The 17662-nt window shown below is 52.5% G+C and carries 16 protein-coding genes; 12 read left to right on the plus strand and 4 right to left on the minus strand.

Annotation, left to right across the window (positions count from 1 at the left end):
* Positions 1–440: 440 nt before the first annotated feature.
* Both ACTUHY_RS07595 and ACTUHY_RS07600 read left to right on the plus strand, forming a co-directional pair.
* Positions 441–1514: an NAD(P)-dependent oxidoreductase gene (locus ACTUHY_RS07595; RefSeq protein ID WP_442827239.1), complete on the plus strand. Its 1074-nt coding sequence runs from the start codon at positions 441–443 to the stop codon at positions 1512–1514.
* Between the two features lie 68 nt (positions 1515–1582).
* Positions 1583–2977 carry a sodium/glutamate symporter gene (locus ACTUHY_RS07600; RefSeq protein ID WP_442827240.1) on the plus strand — a complete coding sequence of 465 codons (1395 nt, stop codon included), beginning with the start codon at positions 1583–1585 and terminating at the stop codon, positions 2975–2977.
* A gap of 49 nt (positions 2978–3026) precedes the next feature.
* On the opposite strand, the gene ACTUHY_RS07605 is transcribed toward ACTUHY_RS07600, so the two are convergent.
* Positions 3027–3734, minus strand: coding sequence for a YoaK family protein (locus tag ACTUHY_RS07605; RefSeq protein ID WP_442827241.1), 708 nt, complete (start codon positions 3732–3734; stop codon positions 3027–3029).
* 128 nt (positions 3735–3862) lie between these two features.
* Here ACTUHY_RS07605 and ACTUHY_RS07610 point away from each other — a divergent pair, with 128 nt between their 5' ends.
* Positions 3863–4792: a LysR family transcriptional regulator gene (locus ACTUHY_RS07610; RefSeq protein WP_442827242.1), complete on the plus strand. Its 930-nt coding sequence runs from the start codon at positions 3863–3865 to the stop codon at positions 4790–4792.
* Between the two features lie 56 nt (positions 4793–4848).
* Positions 4849–5241, plus strand: a complete 393-nt coding sequence (locus tag ACTUHY_RS07615; RefSeq protein ID WP_442827243.1) for a hypothetical protein — start codon at positions 4849–4851, stop codon at positions 5239–5241.
* Positions 5242–5296: 55 nt separating this feature from the next.
* On the opposite strand, the gene ACTUHY_RS07620 is transcribed toward ACTUHY_RS07615, so the two are convergent.
* Entirely contained in the window at positions 5297–6271 is a 975-nt protein-coding gene (locus ACTUHY_RS07620; RefSeq protein ID WP_442827244.1) for a LysR family transcriptional regulator, read from the minus strand.
* A gap of 172 nt (positions 6272–6443) precedes the next feature.
* Here ACTUHY_RS07620 and ACTUHY_RS07625 point away from each other — a divergent pair, with 172 nt between their 5' ends.
* From ACTUHY_RS07625 to ilvD, 3 genes are read left to right on the plus strand one after another with little or no spacing between them, the layout of a single operon-like run.
* Positions 6444–6716: a UxaA family hydrolase gene (locus ACTUHY_RS07625; RefSeq protein WP_278674517.1), complete on the plus strand. Its 273-nt coding sequence runs from the start codon at positions 6444–6446 to the stop codon at positions 6714–6716.
* Positions 6717–6738: 22 nt separating this feature from the next.
* The gene (locus ACTUHY_RS07630) at positions 6739–7974 is read left to right on the plus strand and encodes a UxaA family hydrolase (protein WP_278674516.1); all 1236 of its coding nucleotides are present in this window, start codon (positions 6739–6741) and stop codon (positions 7972–7974) included.
* Between the two features lie 29 nt (positions 7975–8003).
* Positions 8004–9665 carry a dihydroxy-acid dehydratase gene (ilvD, locus tag ACTUHY_RS07635; protein ID WP_442827245.1) on the plus strand — a complete coding sequence of 554 codons (1662 nt, stop codon included), beginning with the start codon at positions 8004–8006 and terminating at the stop codon, positions 9663–9665.
* Positions 9666–9805: 140 nt separating this feature from the next.
* Here the strand turns inward: ilvD and ACTUHY_RS07640 are convergent, their stop codons facing one another.
* On the minus strand, positions 9806–10477 hold the full coding sequence (locus ACTUHY_RS07640) for a response regulator (protein WP_442827246.1): 672 nt from the start codon (positions 10475–10477) through the stop codon (positions 9806–9808).
* Positions 10474–12105 carry an ATP-binding protein gene (locus tag ACTUHY_RS07645; RefSeq protein WP_442827247.1) on the minus strand — a complete coding sequence of 544 codons (1632 nt, stop codon included), beginning with the start codon at positions 12103–12105 and terminating at the stop codon, positions 10474–10476. The genes ACTUHY_RS07640 and ACTUHY_RS07645 overlap by 4 nt, the downstream gene beginning before the upstream one ends.
* 174 nt (positions 12106–12279) lie before the next feature.
* On the opposite strand from ACTUHY_RS07645, the gene ACTUHY_RS07650 reads away from it, so the two are divergent.
* From ACTUHY_RS07650 to ACTUHY_RS07670, 5 genes are all read left to right on the plus strand, one after another.
* Complete coding sequence (locus ACTUHY_RS07650; RefSeq protein WP_442827248.1) at positions 12280–13578, plus strand: 2-hydroxycarboxylate transporter family protein; 1299 nt, start codon at positions 12280–12282, stop codon at positions 13576–13578.
* A gap of 9 nt (positions 13579–13587) precedes the next feature.
* A complete protein-coding gene (gene citD / locus ACTUHY_RS07655) occupies positions 13588–13854 on the plus strand; it encodes a citrate lyase acyl carrier protein (protein ID WP_442827249.1) in 267 nt (88 codons plus the stop codon).
* Between the two features lie 2 nt (positions 13855–13856).
* Positions 13857–14738 (plus strand): HpcH/HpaI aldolase/citrate lyase family protein, encoded by an 882-nt coding sequence (locus ACTUHY_RS07660; RefSeq protein ID WP_442827250.1) that lies wholly within the window; start codon positions 13857–13859, stop codon positions 14736–14738.
* Positions 14731–16134, plus strand: coding sequence for a citrate lyase subunit alpha (gene citF / locus ACTUHY_RS07665; RefSeq protein ID WP_276693390.1), 1404 nt, complete (start codon positions 14731–14733; stop codon positions 16132–16134). Before ACTUHY_RS07660 ends, citF begins: the two co-directional genes overlap by 8 nt.
* A 187-nt stretch (positions 16135–16321) precedes the next feature.
* Positions 16322–17620 (plus strand): 2-hydroxycarboxylate transporter family protein, encoded by a 1299-nt coding sequence (locus ACTUHY_RS07670; RefSeq protein WP_281697070.1) that lies wholly within the window; start codon positions 16322–16324, stop codon positions 17618–17620.
* Positions 17621–17662 lie beyond the last annotated feature (42 nt).

Genomic DNA, 17662 nt, shown 5'->3' on the forward strand with positions numbered 1-17662 from the left:
TTTTATGCAAAAATATGCATAAAAATCTAGCCCTGCTTATTGGTAAAAACATTCTCTCTTTTCTTTCTTTAAAAATATGGAATCCTTTTTAAGAATTTCCGAAGAATAGTTACACTATTATAGTATAATAGGCAAAAAGTTATAATGTAAATAAGATAATAGAAATTACAAGTTTTTTCTGGAAACTATGAAAACTGAGTGGTATAATATCCACGTATCCAGTTTGAAGGCTGCTGAAAGGAGGGGAAAAGCATTCTTCAAACTTCTATCATACAGGAGGACGAACTATACAAATTCCGAAGACTGTATAGAGCCAGGAAGGCAACCTGCTATAATAATTTATCTTTCATAGATGGAGCCGGCTGTCCCCCTGTGTTGAATTGATGCGAAATTTCTTGTTTTCACAGACAAGATTCCAGAAAAAAGGAGAGGAGAAAACCATGCAGTTTGATATCATGCATTTTGAAGCTTTGGGTGCTGAATCCCAGCATTTGGAAGAGGCTACCAAGGAAGCCCAGGCAAAGGGCCTGCTGCCAAAAGATTTAAAGTATGAAATCACGCCGGATGACCTGCAGACCTATCTGAAAAAACATCCTGACACTGTCCTGCCAGACATCATCACCACCAAGACCCATTCTGTTTTGCCGCCTGAATATCTGAAAGGGACCAAAAAGAGTATCGTGACCCGGAGTGCTGGATATGATCATTTTGAAGCCCTGGCTGATGCAGCCAACATCACTTCTCTGCGGAATTACTGTGTAAATGCGGTGGCCCAGACCGCCATCAAATTCGTGTACTGCACCTGCGGCATGCTGAACCAGTACACTAAAAATACGGCAACTTTTGAAAGAAACAAGGCTACTTCTTTCATGGAACTGAATGACAGACGGACTGCCACCGTTTACGGGGTAGGGAAAATCGGCAAACGGGTCTATGAACTGCTGGAAGCCAATGGGCTGAAAGTCAAGGCTGTGGACTTGCGGGCCAAGGAACTGGACAAGCTCTACAACCATACGGTGAACTTCGTTTCCAAAGAAGAAGGCATCAAAGATACGGATATCGTCGTGAACGTAATGAACCTGACCCGGATCAAAGAAAGTCCGCTCTACAATGTGGGGTATTTCTCCAAGGAATACCTGCTGCAGGCAACCCGGCCCATTGAATTCATCAATGTGACCCGTGGGGATATCGCTCCGGAATCCGGTCTGCTGGAACTGTACAAGGAAGGGAAAATCCTGGGGATCGGCACCGATGTATTCACCGACGAAACGGCCTTCTCCGAAGCCCTGAACGGCAGAGGGGAATTCAATACGCCGGATTTGAAGGCTGCCAAGGAAATTCTGGACAAGGCTATGGACCGCAGCGAGAACTTCTATGTGCAGCCGCACCAGGGCTTCAACTCTGACCGAGCTGCTCTGGAAAAGGCCAAGGACGCCATCATCCACGTCTGCGAATGGTATAAGAATGGCGGCAAGAAGTTCGATGAACAGCTGCCTTATTACACCCTGAAATAATCACCGGGTACTTTCTAAAAGAAGGAGTCTGTAAAAGGCTCCCTACATACGAGAAATGAGGGATTGATATGTCAAAAGCAATTTGGCAAGTCTTCATTGATTTCGGCATCATGGCGATCCTCCTGCTGATCGGCCAGATCTGCCGTGCAAAGATTTCATTGTTCCAGAAAGCATTGATTCCTGCCTCCCTGATCGGCGGGGTCCTTGCCTTGATTTTCGGGCCCAGAGGCTACGGCTTCCTGCCCCTGTCTCCCCAATTCGGCGTTTATGCCGCTGTGCTGATCGTGGTCATCTTCGCTGCTACCCCTATCGGGGATACTCCCAGCAAGGATAAGGTCAACAGCAAGGTCATCGGGGGCATGTTCTTCAACCTGACCGGGATCGCCATCCTGCAATATGCGGTTGGTATGTTCCTGACCATCTATGTGATCCAGTTCATCTGGCCGGAAGTTACGGATCCCTTTGGCCTGATGATGGCTACTGGGTATTATGGTGGCCATGGTACGGCAGCGGCTGTAGGGCCTGTGCTGGAAAGCCTGGGCTATGCCAACATGACGGACCTGGGGTACACCACTGCAACGGTGGGTATTGTAGGCGGTATCCTGCTGGGGATTGTGATCATTGGCTGGGGTACTAGAAAAGGCTATACCCATTATGTAACTGACCCGCAGGAACTGCCTGTTGAACTGCGGACTGGTTTGGTTCCTCCTGAAAAACAGAAAGCTGCCGGCAGAGGCACCATTTCCGCCATCTGCCTGGACCCCATGGCCTTCCATGTAGGTCTGATCCTCCTGGCTTCCATGCTGGGGTATTACAGCTCTGCCTGGTTCAAGGTATTCACCAAAGCCACCATCAACTATGGTGTACCTATCCCGGCATTCTGCCTGTCCCTGATTTGGGGCTTGATCATCAACAAGTTCTTGAACAAATCCGGCGCCATTAAATATTGTGACCGGTATTCCATCAGCCGTATCCAGGGCATGAGCACTGACTTCCTGATGGTTTCCGGGATCGGTTCCCTGAAACTGAGCGTAGTATTGGACTTTGCAGGCCCTCTGCTGATTGTCTGCTTGGCCGGTTTTATTACCAACTGGCTGTGGTTCATCTATATCGGCGGGAAGAGCTCTTTCAGCGACTGGTTCGAACGGAACATGATGGTCTGGGGCCATGCTAGCGGCGTAGCTGCAACGGGCCTGCTGCTGCAGCGGATCGTTGACCCTGACCTGAAATCCAGAGGGATTGAAGACTCCGGTATCGCCGATATCTTCAACCGTCCGCTGATCATCGGCTATCAGGTCATTCCGCCCATCATCATGAACTTGTATCCGCAAAATGGCGGCGTCATCGTCACCTGGGCAACCTTCGGGATCGTGGCCATCATGTGGATCGTAGCCTATAAGTGTGGCTGGTGGGTTCCTTCCATGAAGCTGCAGAAATATGATCACAGCAAGGATGCTGCGTAATTGAATAAGTAAGTTGAAGGGGCTGTTGCATAGGCGACAGCCCCTTTTTTTATCCCCTCGATGCGGGCTGGAGACGCCAGGCAGCCAGGGCCAGGAACAGGGCCGGCAGCAGGATGGCTGTGTCTCCCCGGATCTGGGTGAGGACGTAACCCCAGGCGGAGCCCAGGCAGAATATGCCATTAATGAGGACATAGATCAGGGCTTTCCGGAGGGAAGCGGGCTGGTGGTCTTCCAGATAGGATCCGAAGGCTTCCACTGTCCGTTTCATGTTCCCCATGACCATGATGCTGGTGTATTCCCTGTCTCCCACCCGGTGGAAGGTCTCCATCTGGAGACCGCTGGCGCAGCCCATGAGGCAGAGGGAAAGCCGAGTCATCAGGGCCGAGGCAGGGAGCTGGCTGGTCAGGAGCAGGAGGAAACTTTCCAGCAGGAGGATGTATTTCTGGAAACGGACTTGGTCGGCCAGCCGTTTTTCCAGCTGCCGGGCGGCCAACAGGCCCAGCATATAGGAAAGAGCCGGCAGCAGGAAGGGGATGATCTGCCAGAGATGGCCAGAGGCCAGGACGTGGCCGGAATAGATGATGTTCCCGGTCTGGGCGAAGGCAAAGACACCGCCCCGGGCCAGGAAGCTGTAGGAAGCGGAAAAACCGCCGGCAGCCGTTACCAGGATCAACAGAGGCCAGGAATCTGTCAGGAGACCCAGGGCCAGGGTCCTTTTTTCAGTTTGCAGGTTTTGTACCGTGGAGCAGGTAGTCATAGGGCATCTCCTTTCTGTACGGAGAAAAAGTACAGGATTTTTTCTTGGACTTAGTATATAATGGAAAAAGCAATTTGTATAATATATTTTATTTGTTATGATATAGAAAAGATCTATTGGAGGAAAATGTGAACCTGATCCAGCTGCGTTATTTCCAAACGGTCTGTGCCTGCGGCAATATGACCCAGGCCGCGGAACTTCTGAAAGTCTCCCAGCCGTCCCTATCCAGTGCCATCCAGTCCCTGGAAAAAGAATTCGGAGTGGTCCTGTTCATCCGGCAGTACCGGGGCATGGAGCTGACGGCGGAAGGAGAACGGCTGCTGAAGATGTCCCGGTCCCTGACGGAAGATGCGGACAAGCTGACCCGGATCATGGGGGACTTGGGAGCCGGACGCCATACCCTGCGGTTGGGGGTCCCTCCCGTCCTGGGAGGATGGCTGCTGCCCCGCCTGTATGAAGATTTTTTCCAAGAGCATCCCGATCTCCAATTGGACATCCTGGAAGAACGGCGCAGCGTAGTCCAGCAGAAACTGGAACATGAACTGCTGGATATGGCTTTTGTGATCCATACCCAGCCCCTCAGCGGGAATTATAAGACCCTGTGTGCAGCCAAACTGGAATCGGGTGGGATCCTCAGCCGGCGGCACCCGCTGGCGGGAAAAGAAAAACTCCGGCTGGAAGAGCTGACGGGAGAAAAGATGGTCCTGATGCCGGAATTGTTCTTTCAGTCGGAACTTTTGGAGGAACGGTTTGCCAAGGCGGGGATCCAGCCTCAGATCTTGTTCCGGACTTCCCAGATCTATACCATGCTGCAGCTGGTGAAGAAACGGCAGGCTGTGGGATTTTTGTATCGGGAGATGGTCCAGGAAGATCCGGAACTGATCTTTGTGCCCTTCCAGGATCCCATGGAAATCCAGCTGAGCCTGATTTGGAAAGAACACCATTACCGTTCAGCCGGGATGGCAGAGCTCCTGGGCTTTTTCCGGGAAAAGGAGCGGCAGGGATGCTGTGCTGGAAAGCCCGGACGGGCTGGAGCCCTGACGGGAACCATGGTATAATATACAAGTTCAGTCTGTCAGTGAAAAATCATCGGGAAGGAATTTGGGTGGAAATCATGGAAAGCAGTCTGCCATTTATGCTGGCCAGCCCTTTGGCGGTCATCGGTCTTACGCTTTTTAGCTGTGTGGTTGTGAAACGGTTTGTATACTGGAAGGTGGGCATCATCCATTATCTCCTGGGGGTGGCCTTGCTGCTGTATTTCTTTGTCCGGGGGATGGTGAATGTATCCGGGGAACAGCCTTTGTTCGCCCACAGTTCCTGGGTGATCTTGCCCGTGGGACTGACCCTGGCCTTCCGGGGGCTCACCGAATGCCTCCGGTCCGAATTCCTGTTGACCCAGGACCGGAAACTGGTCAGCAAGTTCGAATGGACCAATCGGTGCTTCGGGTACTGCTGCTTCTTGGATTTGATGATCCTGTTTGTGTATGTGGGGTCGGTGTTCTTTTAAAAGATTAAGGGGTTGTTGCACGTGTGAAAATCATCCACGTGCAACAACCCCCTTTTCATTGATACCCAAAAATCTCTGCAATCTCCTTATGGTAGCGTTTGATCTCGGTGGACAGGATCCGGAGGAAATCCTGCATGTACCGGGGGACGAAGGGGCGTTTGGGAACAAAGAGATGGGTCTGGATCCGATGGTCGGCGTGGAGGATCCGGAGGGGGACCAGGGGGGCCGAGCCAGGGAAGGTCCGATTGCATTCTTGGATCACATGGTACATGAAGGAAGAAGAAAAAGTGGCTGCCAGACCCTTCTTGCAAAGCTCGAACTGGGTCCCATAATCACTGATGGATACGATCTGCTGGGCGTAGATATTTTGGCTTTTGAGGAAAGCGGTGTACAGGTGCTGGACGGTACTTTTCTGCCGGTTCCCCACCAGGGGTAGGGCCACGAACTGCCGGAAATCCAGGAAATCCCCGGGATGGAGATCCTGCCAGGGACCTGGACCCCGATAATGATTTTTCAGGAACTGGTTGGTGGCGGTGAGAATCAGGATCTCTTCTCCCACTGGAATCGGGGTCAAGAGAGGATCCGGAGGATAATCCACTCCCAGCAGCACATCTAATTTCTGGTTTAGCATCAGCTGGACCAGTTCCTCTGTATCCTGGAGGGTGATGATAATGTTCACTTTGGGATACATCCGATGGAACTGGGGCAGGATGTTGGGGAGCAGGATATGGGCTCGGGTGGCATTGAGACCCAGATGGATCTCCCCGATCTGTCCTTTTTCGATTTCCTGGATTTTCTGGGAGAGGTTCTTTTCCAGATTGGAGATCCGCAGCAGGGTCTTCCGCAGGGCAATGCCCGATTCTGTGATGGTCAGCCGGGGCGTGCGCTGGAACAGCTTGGTCCCCAGTTCCGTCTCCAGATGCTTGATATGTTCACTGAGGCACTGCTGGGTCACATGGGCCCGTTTGGCGGCCCGGGTGAAGTTCATTTCTTCTACGGCCAGCAGGAACATCTTCTGTGAGGTATCCATGGCTTCCTCCTTCAGGGTTCAGGAAAGATTTGCTTTCTCTATTTTATCACAAGGTAATCATTGTGAATATAGTGAAGATGTTTTGTTTTACATTGTGAGAAAAATGTGTTACTTTTATTATAAAAGTCAGAGAATAATGAAAATACTGCTAGAGAAAAGAGGTGGAATGACCATGCTGAGAAGAAGCCTGCGTATCCATCCGGAAGATTCCGTCATGTGCGTGCTGGAGGATGCCTATAAGGGAGATACCGTGGAAACTCCGGAGGGAGAGACCATTGTCCTTCTCGAAGATATCGAATTTGGCCATAAGGTGGCAGTCAAGGATTTGAAAAAAGGCGACTCCGTCATCAAATACGGAGAAGAAATCGGATATATGCTCAGTGATGCACCCAAAGGGACCTGGATCCATATGCACAATATGGGATGTGACCGTGGGAAGATCTGACGGACGATAGGGGGTAAGATACATGGAACGTACATTTATGGGATACCAAAGGGCGGACGGCTCGGTGGGGACCCGGAACTATCTGGTGATCCTGCCTTCCGTGTTCTGTGCCAATTCCACGGTGCAGAAGATTGCTGCCCAGATTCCGGGAGCCGTCCCCATGACCCACTGTGTGGGCTGTGCTCAGGTGGGACTGGATCTGGAACTGACGGCTAGGACATTGAAAGCCATGGGATGCCATCCCAATGCAGGGGCAGTAATCGTGGTAGGTCTGGGCTGTGAGCGGTTCGACCCAGAAGAATTGTACCAGGCTGTCAAAGCCACCGGGAAACCCGTGGCGAAATTCGTGATCCAGGAAGAGGGGGGACCGACGAAAATCGTAGAAAAAGCTGTGGCCACAGGAAAGAAATTTGCAGAGATCTTGGCTCAGCAGCAGCGGGTGCCCTGCCCCCTCAGTGCCCTGATGGTGGGGACGAAATGCGGAGGGACCGATGCCACCAGCGGTTTGGCTTCCAACCCGGCGGTAGGGAATATGGTGGACCGGCTGGTAGATGCAGGTGGCAGTGCTATCCTCAGTGAGCTGAATGAACTGCTGGGAACAGAAAAGTTCTTGGCCAAACGGGCAGTGAATGCTCAGGTGGCACAAAAAATCTACGATGCGGTTTATGAAATCGAAGATGTACTCCGGGGTGGGTTGGACTTCAGCCTGCCGGAAAACCGGAACCACCTGATCAGCCGGGGCAATTTTGCCGGAGGGGTCAGCAGCGTAGTGGAAAAGGCACTGGGAGGCGTCCACAAAGGCGGGACCCATCCTATCCAGGATGTACTGCCCTATGCCATTCCGCCCCAGAAAGGGCAGCACGGGCTGTTCCTGATGGATTACGAAAGCCAGGACGGGGAAGTAGTCACCGGGGAAATCGGATGCGGCAGTCAGCTGATCGCCTTCACCACAGGACGGGGCCATGCTACGGGGCATCCTTTGGTGCCGGTGCTGAAAGTGACGGGGAATTACAAAACTTATGCTGCCATGATGGAATGCTTCGATTTCGATGCCTCTCCCATCATCAGCCAGGGAGCCAGTATCGAAGAAGAAGGGGAGAGACTGCTGGATCTGGTGATCCGGGTGGCCAGCGGAGAACAGACGGCAGCGGAAAAGCTGGGAGGTACGGAACTGTTCTGTGTGGCCCGGCGCCATGGATACCACAAAAAGGACCCGGCGGAGCTGCGGAAACACGAAAAAGAAGTGGGTAACTGCTGACATCATATAAAGAGACAGGAGAGAGACGAATGGGACGGTATGATAAGATTACGGATGCGTATTATCAGGGGCTGATGGCTTCAGTGGGGTATCGGAGAAAAGATATCGACAAACCCCTGATCGGCATCGTGAATTCCTGGAATGATGTGAATCCGGGCCACAAACCCTTCAAGGAATTAGCCCAATATGTGAAAGAAGGGATTTGGGCAGCAGGGGGAACGCCGGCCGAATTCGGAGTGCCGGCTCCCTGTGACGGGATGTCCCAGATGCTGGGGATGCAGTATGTTCTGCCCCAGCGGGATATGATCGCGGCTTCAGCAGAAGCCATGGCACGGGCCCATCATTTCGACGGGATGGTGTTCCTGTGTTCCTGTGATAAGATCGTCCCCGGTATGCTGATGTGCGCTGGGGCTCTGGATATCCCAGCATTGGTCCTCACCGCAGGGTCCATGGTGCCTTATCAGATCCCGGGACGGGATCATCCCATGGCTACAAGCGACCTGAAGGAATCCATAGGGGAAGTGAAGGCCGGTCGGATCACCCAGGAGCAGTTCCGGGATTATGAAGACCATGTGTGCTATTCCTGTGGCACCTGTTCCATGTACGGGACTGCCAATACCATGGGGGTCTTTGCTGAAGTACTGGGCCTCTGCCCTCCAGATTCTACCGCTATGCTCTATTGTGCCTCTGATAAAGTGAAACAAGCAAGGAATGTAGGAGAAAAAATCGTCGAATTGGTAAAGAAACAGGTAAATGCCCGGACCTTTATGACCCGGGAATCCTTGGAGAATGGAATCCGCCACGTGTCTGCCACCGGAGGGTCTACCAACTTTGTCATGCACGTGATGGCCATTGCCAAGTGTGCGGGAGTTTCCCTGACTCTGGATGAATTCGATGCCATCCAGGAAAGCGTGCCGGTGGTAGCCAAGATGAAACCGTCCAGCAAATACAACTTGTGGGATTATTACCTGGCCGGAGGCGTACGGGCTTCCCTTAACGAAATCCGCAGCCAGCTCCATCTGGATGTGCCCATGGCCTTTGGCGGGACCATGCGGCAGCTCCTGGACAGCTTCCAGGGACCGGTGGACCGGGACGTGATCCATACGGCGGAAGATCCTTTGTATCCGGACGGCTGCTTTACCATCCTCCACGGGAATCTGGCTCCCCGGGGCGCCGTGGTGAAAAAGAGTGGCGTGGACCCGGAGATGTTCCATCACAGAGGACCGGCAGTGGTCTTTGAAAGCGAAGAAGAACTGATGCAGTCCTTCATGGCCGATAAAATCAAACCGGGCTGCGTGCTGGTCATCCGGTATGAAGGGCCCAAAGGGGGACCGGGCATGCGGGAGATGTCCATCCCAGCTGCCACTTTGGTGGGGATGGGCCTCCATAAATCCGTGGCCATGATTACTGACGGACGGTTTTCCGGAGCCTCCCGGGGTCCCTGCGTAGGCCACATCTGTCCGGAAGCCTATGAGGGCGGTCCCATTGCTGCGGTGCGGGACGGGGATATGATCACCATCGATCTGGACAAGAAAATTCTGGAATTGGAAGTGCCGGAAGAAGAAATCGCCCGGCGCCTGAAAGAGGCCAAAGCCCCGGACCACAAGGCTCCCGGTATGCTGGCAGCCTACCAGGAATGTGTCCATGGGGCGGATGAAGGGGCTCTGTGGCTGTATGATCGGAAGAAATGATAAACCCCGGATAGTCCGCGGGCTGGTTATTGCTCCAGAAAGAACAAACAACTGAAAATGGAATAAGGCTGTGAAAGAAGCTCCCTTTCTTCGAATCGGAATCTTTGCACAGCCTTATTTAGTTTTCTATACGTCTACTTTTATTTTAAAAGCCGATAGACTAGCTTGGGACGGCCTCCTGTATGATAATCGATGGTTGTCTTTAATTTCTGTTGGTCTACTAGATAATTTAGGTATCGTTGGGTGGTGACAATGGACAGCCCGGTACCCACTGCTACTGCTTTACAAGTAAAATTTTCTAGAGAAGCGATAAAATCTAGGACTTTTTTCAGGGTTTGGGCTTGCAGGCCTTTGGGGAAAGATTGAGATTTATCCAAAGGTTCCACTGCGGCGATAGCATCGATGGTTCCCTGGTCCAGTGTGGTTTTGGATGTCATTAAATCATGTTTATGGAAGAAATGCTGGATTGCCTGTTGGAACCTGTCAAAATCGAATGGCTTGACCAGATAATCCATAACCCCCAATCGCATGGCCAGCTGGATTTCGTCACGGTTCCTGGCTGCGGTGACCATGATTACGTCCGTTTCGATTTTTTCCTGACGGATCTGCTGGAGCAGTTCCAATCCATTGAGGACTGGCAGATATACATCCAGGATGACCAGATCCACCGGCTTTTTGTGAAGGTAGTCCAGAGCACTTTGCCCATCTTTGAAGGCTCCGACGATTTTCAGTTTGGAAGAAGATTTCAGCAAATACTGTTTGTTAAGGGCTGCTACCATGGGATCGTCTTCTACGATGATGGTGCGGATCATGGGTGAGGCCTCCTTTCTTTGGATTCATTTTTTATGGAAACGGTAAATATGGTCCCGTTGTTTTCTTCAGTGGTGACCTGGATATCACCATGATAGGATTCTACCAGATCTTTGACCAGGAACAATCCAGTTCCCCTATACCTGCCTTTGGTAGAAAAACCCTTTTCAAAGATGTGAGGGAGGACTTTTTTTGGGATTCCCTGCCCGGAATCGCTGAGGGTCAGGAAAAAACCTTCTTCCGTGTAAAAGATCCCCAGATTGATTTCACGGACCTTTGCTTTGGAGAGATCGATGCTTTCCATGGCATTTTCCAGGAGATTCCCCAAGATTGTGGCTATAGCGTTTTCCGGCAGGAAGGCTTTCGTATCATCCACAATGCTGTTTTGATCGATGTCGAAGGCGATGTTCAGTTCGTTGGCACGGCACATCTTGCCAATCAGAAGGGCGGATATGGTGGGGAGTTTGATGGTGTTCATGATCATGCTGATCTTGCCCTTTTGGAGGGTGGTGATGTGCATGATATAATCCACTGCTTTTTCCCGGTTGCCGCTCTGGATCAGGCCCAATATCACATGGAGCTTGTTAGTGAATTCATGGGTATAGGCCCGCATGGCATCTACCATATGATTGACTCCGGTCAGCTGTTCGGAGAGCTTGATGACTTCTGTGTGGTTGCGGAAAATGGATACGGCACCGATCAGGTTCCCCTTTTCAAAGACGGGGATACGGCTGGTGATCAGATGGATCTTATTCAGCTCCAGATTCACGTTGTATTCTGCTTTCCGGGTTTCCAGGGTCCTGGGAAGCAGGGATTGGGGAAAGACGGACAGGACGGGCTTCCCAATGGGATTGGGGTCAGATATATCCAGCATTTGGATAGCAGAACTGTTCAGCAGGGAAATCCTGGCATGCTCATCGATGGCAAGCAGCCCTTCATCCAGGGTATCCAGGACTTCCTGGTGCTTGATGATCAGATTTGCAATCTGTTCCGGTTCATAGCCCAGCAGAAGCTTCAAGAGGAAAGTATGGATCTTACTGGCAATCAGGATGCTGACGAAAAGAGCGATGATGCCGATGATGAAATAGGTCAGCAGCAGCTGGTTCCGGATCAGGAGAAGATTCCGGACCAGGACGGAAACACAGATGAACCCCAGGAACTGGCCGCTGTCCGGATCCTTGACGGCGTGGAAATATCTCCGCTGCAGCCCCAGTGTACCTACAGCTGTATTGAAGTAATTCTCATGGCCTGTCAACATAGCACCTTCGTCTCCGCCGACGATGTGCTTGCCGATTTCTTCTTTGTTTTTGTGATACAGCCGAGTGCCCTGGTCATTGCAGATGGTGATGATGTCGAGATTCTTTGTGTCAGCAAGGACGGCATCACAGTACTGGCTGACAGAAGAGCTGGGAACGTCTTTTTCCAATGCTTCTCGGACCGCGGGATTTTCCGCCGTCATGATGGCGGCGTTGCGCAGGGTGTCATCGATGGAATCGCACAGCTGACTGTAGCACAGATCGAACGTTGCCAGCAGTGTGAAAAATAGGATGACCAGTGTGAGCAGGGAATAGGAAAAAGAAATCTTTTCTTTCAGGGACAGTCGGGGGATTGCTTTTTTCAGGATATCCATAACTAGCAGACCTCCAGGGGGAAAGCTATTTTTATTATAGCGGATCCCCTTGATTCAGCAACCTCCGGATCAATTAAATTATGAAAAAAAGCTGAAAGTAACTTAAAAATTATTCCAAAAATTCAGAAAAAATAAAATAATAATGGCAAAGGGCTTTGGAAAGGAGTGTTGGAGATGGACGAAAAAAGAACCCTGTTTGGAATGGAACTGCCTTATTTCATCCTTGTATCGGCAATCACTGCAGCAGCCATGTATTTGGGCTATCTTCCCAAGGGAATGGTAGGTGCTTTCCCCGTAATGATCTTTATGGGGGTCATCTTGAACGTGATCGGTGACCATGCTCCCGTGATCAAGACCTATTTTGGCGGGGGTGCCATTGTCTGTATTTTTGCTTCTGCTTGGATGTGCTGGCAGCATCTGCTTCCTACTGGTACGATTAAGGTTATCACCAGCTTCATGAAAGGGGAAGGTTTCCTGGATTTCTATATCGCTGCCTTGATTACCGGAAGTATGCTGAGCATGAACCGGAAATTATTGATCAAAGCTGCTTTCCGTTACATGCCTGCAATCCTGGGTGGGGTAGCTGTGGCTCTGGGGCTGGCCGGTTTCATTGGCGCCGTTTCCGGCTATGGAGCATTGAAAGCCGTCCTGTTCATCGCCATTCCCATTATGGGCGGCGGCATGGGGGCAGGCGCTGTACCTCTTTCCCAGATCTTCGGGACTGGGATGGATGCTTCTCCGGAAAAGATCCTGTCCATCATGGTGCCGGCTGTAGCACTGGGGAATGCCCTGTCCATTGTGGCCGGCGGGCTTTTGGACCGGGTAGGGAAAGTGAACCCCCATCTGACCGGCAACGGACAGATGCTCCGAGCTTATGATGCAGCTTCTGAAGAAAATTCCCTGGAAACCCAACAGGAAAGGGATACCTGGGATAAAATCGATGTTAAAATAATGGGTGTGGGGCTGTTCACTGCTACAGGTTTTATGATCTGGGGAATCCTGATTTCCAAACTGTTTCCCAGCATCCACTATTATGCTTGGATGATCCTGAGTGTTGCCCTGTGCAAGGCCTTTGACTTGGTGCCTTCTTCCATCTGCAGAGGCTGTTACCAGTGGTTCCAGTTCATCATGAAGAATTTTACGGCGCCGCTCCTGATTGGTATCGGTGTCGCCTATACGGATATGGGGACCATTGTGCAGTCGCTAAGTCCTATCTATATCCTCCTGGTAGTGGCGACGGTCTTGGGGGCCATTATCGGCTCCGGCCTGGTGGGCTACTTGGTGGGCTTTTATCCCATCGAGGCATCCATTACGGCAGGCCTTTGCATGTCGAACATGGGAGGGACGGGCGATGTGGCCGTTCTTTCCGCATCCCACCGGATGGTGGTCATGCCCTTTGCGCAGATTTCCTCCAGGATCGGCGGGGCGTTCATGCTTCTGCTGTCCAGTCTGATCCTGCAGATCATGAAATAGGAGGCTGACATGGTTATTCAAAAGAAAGCGTTGGCGGGTACGTTGGAATCCAGTGACTGCCTGGTCCGGATCGAACCGGCGGAGGGGATCTCCGTAGTAATCCATTCGGTGGTGGAGCAGCAGTTCGGGGAACAGATCCGGCAGGTGGCCTGTACCGTCTTAGAAAACTTGGGCGTTACAGGGGCTGCTGTGGATATCCAAGATTACGGCGCCCTGGACTGTGTCATTGCAGCCCGGGTGGAAACCGCAGTCCGGCGGGCAGGGAAGGAGGCATGAACATGAGACGGTCTATGCTTTTTCTGCCGGGGAATACCCCCAATATCATCATGAATGCAGATGTGCTGGGCGCGGACAGTGTCATTTTGGACCTGGAAGATGCTGTGGCACCGGATCAGAAGGATGCGGCCCGGATCTTGGTGAGGAATACCCTGAAAACCATGAAGTTCCAGGACTGTGAAGTGATTGTCCGGATCAATCCCCTGTCATCGGGAGAATGGCAGCAGGATCTGGATGAAATCATTCCCTACCGGCCGGCCATCATCATGCCCACCAAGATCAGCTGTTCCCAGGATGTGCAGCAGATCGCTGCCTATATGGGAACAGTGGAAAAGAAAGCCGGGAATCCGGTAGGGTCCACCCGGATCATGCCCTTGATCGAAACGGCTCGGGGCGTGGAAAATTCTTATCACATTGCGGAAGCGGATCCTCGGGTGTGTGCCATTTTCATCGGCTGTGAAGACCTGACGGCGGATTTGTGCTGCGAACGGACCAAGGCGGGGAATGAAGTGTTCTATGCCCGGAGCCGGGTGGTCTGTGCGGCAAGGGCGGCTGGAATCGATGTGTACGATACGCCTTTTACGGATATCAACGATGGGGAAGGACTGCGGAAAGATGCTGCCTTTGCCAAAGGCCTGGGCTATACGGGGAAAGCCTGCATCTCGCCCCGGCAGGTGGATATCGTCAATGAAGTGTTCTCTCCTTCGGAAGAAGACATCGCCTATGCCAGGATGGTCTTCGAGGCCATCGAGGAAGGAAAGAAACTGGGCAGGGGGGCTGTGGCCCTCCATGGGAAGATGATCGACAAGCCCATCGTGGATCGGGCTGCCCATGTACTGGAAATGGCTTCCCATATGAAAAAGGAGGTGTTCCCGGATGACTAAACTGGTAGCTTCGCTGACCGAGGCCATACAGAAATGCGGGCTGAAGGACCATATGACCATTTCGTTCCATCACCATCTCCGTAATGGGGATTATGTGCTCAACAGTGTCTTGGACGCCGTCCGGAGCCTGGGCATCAAAGATCTGACGGTCAATGCCAGTTCCCTTTTCGATGTCCATGAACCCTTGCTCCAACACATCCAGGAAGGAACGGTGGGCGGCATCGAAACCGATTACATGGGGAAGGCCGTTGGGGAAGGGATCTCTCACGGGATCCTGGCCAAACCAGTGGTGTTCCGGACCCATGGGGGACGTCCGGCTTCCATCGATACAGGGCGGAGCCACATCGATGTAGCGTTCATTGCGGCGTCTCAGGCAGATGAACAGGGAAACTGCACCGGAAAGTATGGAAAATCTGCCTGCGGGGCCCTGGGGTATGCCATGAGCGATGCGGCCCATGCCGATAAGGTGGTGGTGGTCACCGATGAACTGGTTCCCTATCCGCTGGGAGGATTTTCTATCCCGGAAACAGAAGTGGATTATGTGGTCCAGGTGGAAGCCATCGGGGATCCCAAAGGGATCGTTTCCGGGACTACCCGGATTACCCGGGATCCAGTGGGACTTCGGATGGCGGACATGGCGGTCAAGGTGATCCGGGCTTCCGGCCTGCTGAAGGACGGATTTTCCTTCCAGACCGGTGCCGGAGGAGCATCCCTGGCAGCTGCCGTATTCCTGAAAGATCTGATGGTGGAGAAAAAGATCAAAGGAAGTTTCGTCATGGGAGGCATCACCGGATATCTGGTGGATATGCTGGAAGCCGGCTGTTTCCAGAACATCTTGGATGTCCAGTGCTTTGATCTGAAAGCGGTGGAATCTCTGGCCCATGACCCCAGGCATGTGGAGGTCTCTGCCAGCCATTATGCTTCGCCTTTGGCCAAAAGCAGCATCGTGGACAGCCTGGATGCGGTGATCCTTGGGGCCACCCAGGTGGATGTGGATTTCAATGTAAATGTCCATACCAATTCCCAGGGCGTGATCATGGGCGGCAGCGGGGGCCACAGCGATGCAGCGGCCGGGGCCAAACTGGCTATGATCGTGGCGCCGCTGAGCCGGGCCCGGATGCCCCTGATCGTAGACCGGGTCCAGACCATTTCCACGCCCGGAAAGAGCATCGATGTAATCTTGACCCAGCGGGGAATCGCCGTCAATCCCCAGCGGGGGGACTTGCTGTCCAAATTCAAGCAGGCCGGGCTGCCCGTGCGGTCCATCCAGGAACTGAAAGATATGGCGGAACAGATCAACGGCATCCCCCAGCCCCTCCAGACCGGGGACCGGGTAGTGGCCAAAGTGGAATACCGGGATGGGACGGTGATCGACGAAATCAGGAATGTGCTGTGAATGGAAGAGGGGCTGCCGCTGATCCGGCGGCTCTTTTTCTTTTGGCTGAGCGGGGCTGGCTGCCGGATCCTCGGATGAAAAAAAGATAAAAAAGGGATTCCGAGACAGGAAAAATAAAAAGAAACACGAAATAAAAAAATAAGGAAAGGATGATCCTGGACCATAAAATCATTGAAGGAGGCTGAAAATGAAAAATGTAAAGATTTTGGGATTCCCACTTTGGCTGTATGCCGTCCTGACCCTGATCATGGTCATCCTGGGGGCCATGGATTGGCTGCCAGGGAATATGTTGGGTTCTTTGGCCTTTGCCCTGATCGTGGGAACGCTGCTGGGATATATCGGCAACCAGATCCCCGTATGGAAGACCTGGTTCGGCGGAGGGATGCTGTTTACCTGCCTGGTGGCAGGAGCCATGAACACGTTCCATCTAATCGGACCCAATGCCCAAAAGGCCATCAATATCTTCAACGGCAAAACCGGTTTCCTGGACTTTTATATCTGCATGCTCATTACCGGATCTGTGCTGGCCCTGGAAAGGAAAGTCCTGATCAAATCCTTTGTAGGATATATCCCCACCATCTTGGGCGGCGTGGTATGTGCCCTGGGTCTGGCTGGGGCTGTAGGGCAACTGACAGGAATCGGTTGGGTCAACGCAGTATGCAACTACGCCATCCCCATCATGGGAGGGGGGAACGGCGCCGGGATACAGCCCATGAGCCGGATGTGGGGCGCAGCTACCGGGATGGATGGGAATTCCTGGTACGCCACTGCTTTTGCAGTGATTTCCCTGGGGAATCTCATGGCTGTCATCATGAGCGCCTTCCTGAACAAGCTGGGGGAGATGAAACCGTCTTTGACCGGGCACGGACAGCTGATCCGGGGAGCCGAGAACCTGACGGCCGACAAGCAGGAATTCCATCCTGAATTCGCTGATTATGCTACCGGTCTGGCGCTGGGTTTGGTCTGTTATTGTACAGCTGATCTGTATGCAGCCCATGTTTCTGTCATCAACAATTATTTCCATCTGGGTTTCACCATCCACAAATTTGCCTATATGGTGGTCTTCATCGCCCTGCTGAACGTTTCCAACATCCTGCCCCACAATGTGAAGGCAGGAGCCATCGGGATGCAGCGCTTCTTCGTCAGCTATATGTCCTATCCGTTGATGATCACGGTGGGGATCGGCACCACCCTGGAAGACTATGCCAAGGTGTTCGTCAATCCGGCCAACCTGCTGGTCATCGTGGTGACTGTCTTCGGTGCCATGCTGGGGACCCTGCTGGTGGGCTCTCTGTTCCATTATTATCCTGTGGAAGGCATGCTCACCGCCGGCCTCTGCATGGCCAATGGGGGCGGCTCTGGAGACGTCCAGTGCCTGGGGGCAGCCAACCGGATGGAAATGATGTCCTATGCCCAGATCTCTTCCCGGATCGGCGGGGCCATCATGCTGGTGATCGCCAGTTATTTCTTTGGCAAATTCTTGTGACGGGATCTGCAGGCCGCAGATCCTAAAGGCAGTCATGGTTTT

The sequence above is a fragment of the Acidaminococcus nyctereutis genome, from assembly GCF_052216985.1.
Classification (GTDB): Bacteria; Bacillota; Negativicutes; order Acidaminococcales; family Acidaminococcaceae; genus Acidaminococcus; species Acidaminococcus fermentans_A.

What these genes read in the sequence shown, in the direction of transcription:
- ACTUHY_RS07595 (WP_442827239.1), top strand. Translation starts at nt 441, where the DNA reads ATGCAGTTTGATATCATGCATTTTGAAGCTTTGGGTGCTGAATCCCAG.
- ACTUHY_RS07600 (WP_442827240.1), top strand. Translation starts at nt 1,583, where the DNA reads ATGTCAAAAGCAATTTGGCAAGTCTTCATTGATTTCGGCATCATGGCG.
- ACTUHY_RS07605 (WP_442827241.1), bottom strand. Translation starts at nt 3,734, where the DNA reads ATGACTACCTGCTCCACGGTACAAAACCTGCAAACTGAAAAAAGGACC.
- ACTUHY_RS07615 (WP_442827243.1), top strand. Translation starts at nt 4,849, where the DNA reads ATGGAAAGCAGTCTGCCATTTATGCTGGCCAGCCCTTTGGCGGTCATC.
- ACTUHY_RS07620 (WP_442827244.1), bottom strand. Translation starts at nt 6,271, where the DNA reads ATGGATACCTCACAGAAGATGTTCCTGCTGGCCGTAGAAGAAATGAAC.
- ACTUHY_RS07625 (WP_278674517.1), top strand. Translation starts at nt 6,444, where the DNA reads ATGCTGAGAAGAAGCCTGCGTATCCATCCGGAAGATTCCGTCATGTGC.
- ACTUHY_RS07630 (WP_278674516.1), top strand. Translation starts at nt 6,739, where the DNA reads ATGGAACGTACATTTATGGGATACCAAAGGGCGGACGGCTCGGTGGGG.
- ilvD (WP_442827245.1), top strand. Translation starts at nt 8,004, where the DNA reads ATGGGACGGTATGATAAGATTACGGATGCGTATTATCAGGGGCTGATG.
- ACTUHY_RS07640 (WP_442827246.1), bottom strand. Translation starts at nt 10,477, where the DNA reads ATGATCCGCACCATCATCGTAGAAGACGATCCCATGGTAGCAGCCCTT.
- ACTUHY_RS07645 (WP_442827247.1), bottom strand. Translation starts at nt 12,105, where the DNA reads ATGGATATCCTGAAAAAAGCAATCCCCCGACTGTCCCTGAAAGAAAAG.
- ACTUHY_RS07650 (WP_442827248.1), top strand. Translation starts at nt 12,280, where the DNA reads ATGGACGAAAAAAGAACCCTGTTTGGAATGGAACTGCCTTATTTCATC.
- citD (WP_442827249.1), top strand. Translation starts at nt 13,588, where the DNA reads ATGGTTATTCAAAAGAAAGCGTTGGCGGGTACGTTGGAATCCAGTGAC.
- ACTUHY_RS07660 (WP_442827250.1), top strand. Translation starts at nt 13,857, where the DNA reads ATGAGACGGTCTATGCTTTTTCTGCCGGGGAATACCCCCAATATCATC.
- citF (WP_276693390.1), top strand. Translation starts at nt 14,731, where the DNA reads ATGACTAAACTGGTAGCTTCGCTGACCGAGGCCATACAGAAATGCGGG.
- ACTUHY_RS07670 (WP_281697070.1), top strand. Translation starts at nt 16,322, where the DNA reads ATGAAAAATGTAAAGATTTTGGGATTCCCACTTTGGCTGTATGCCGTC.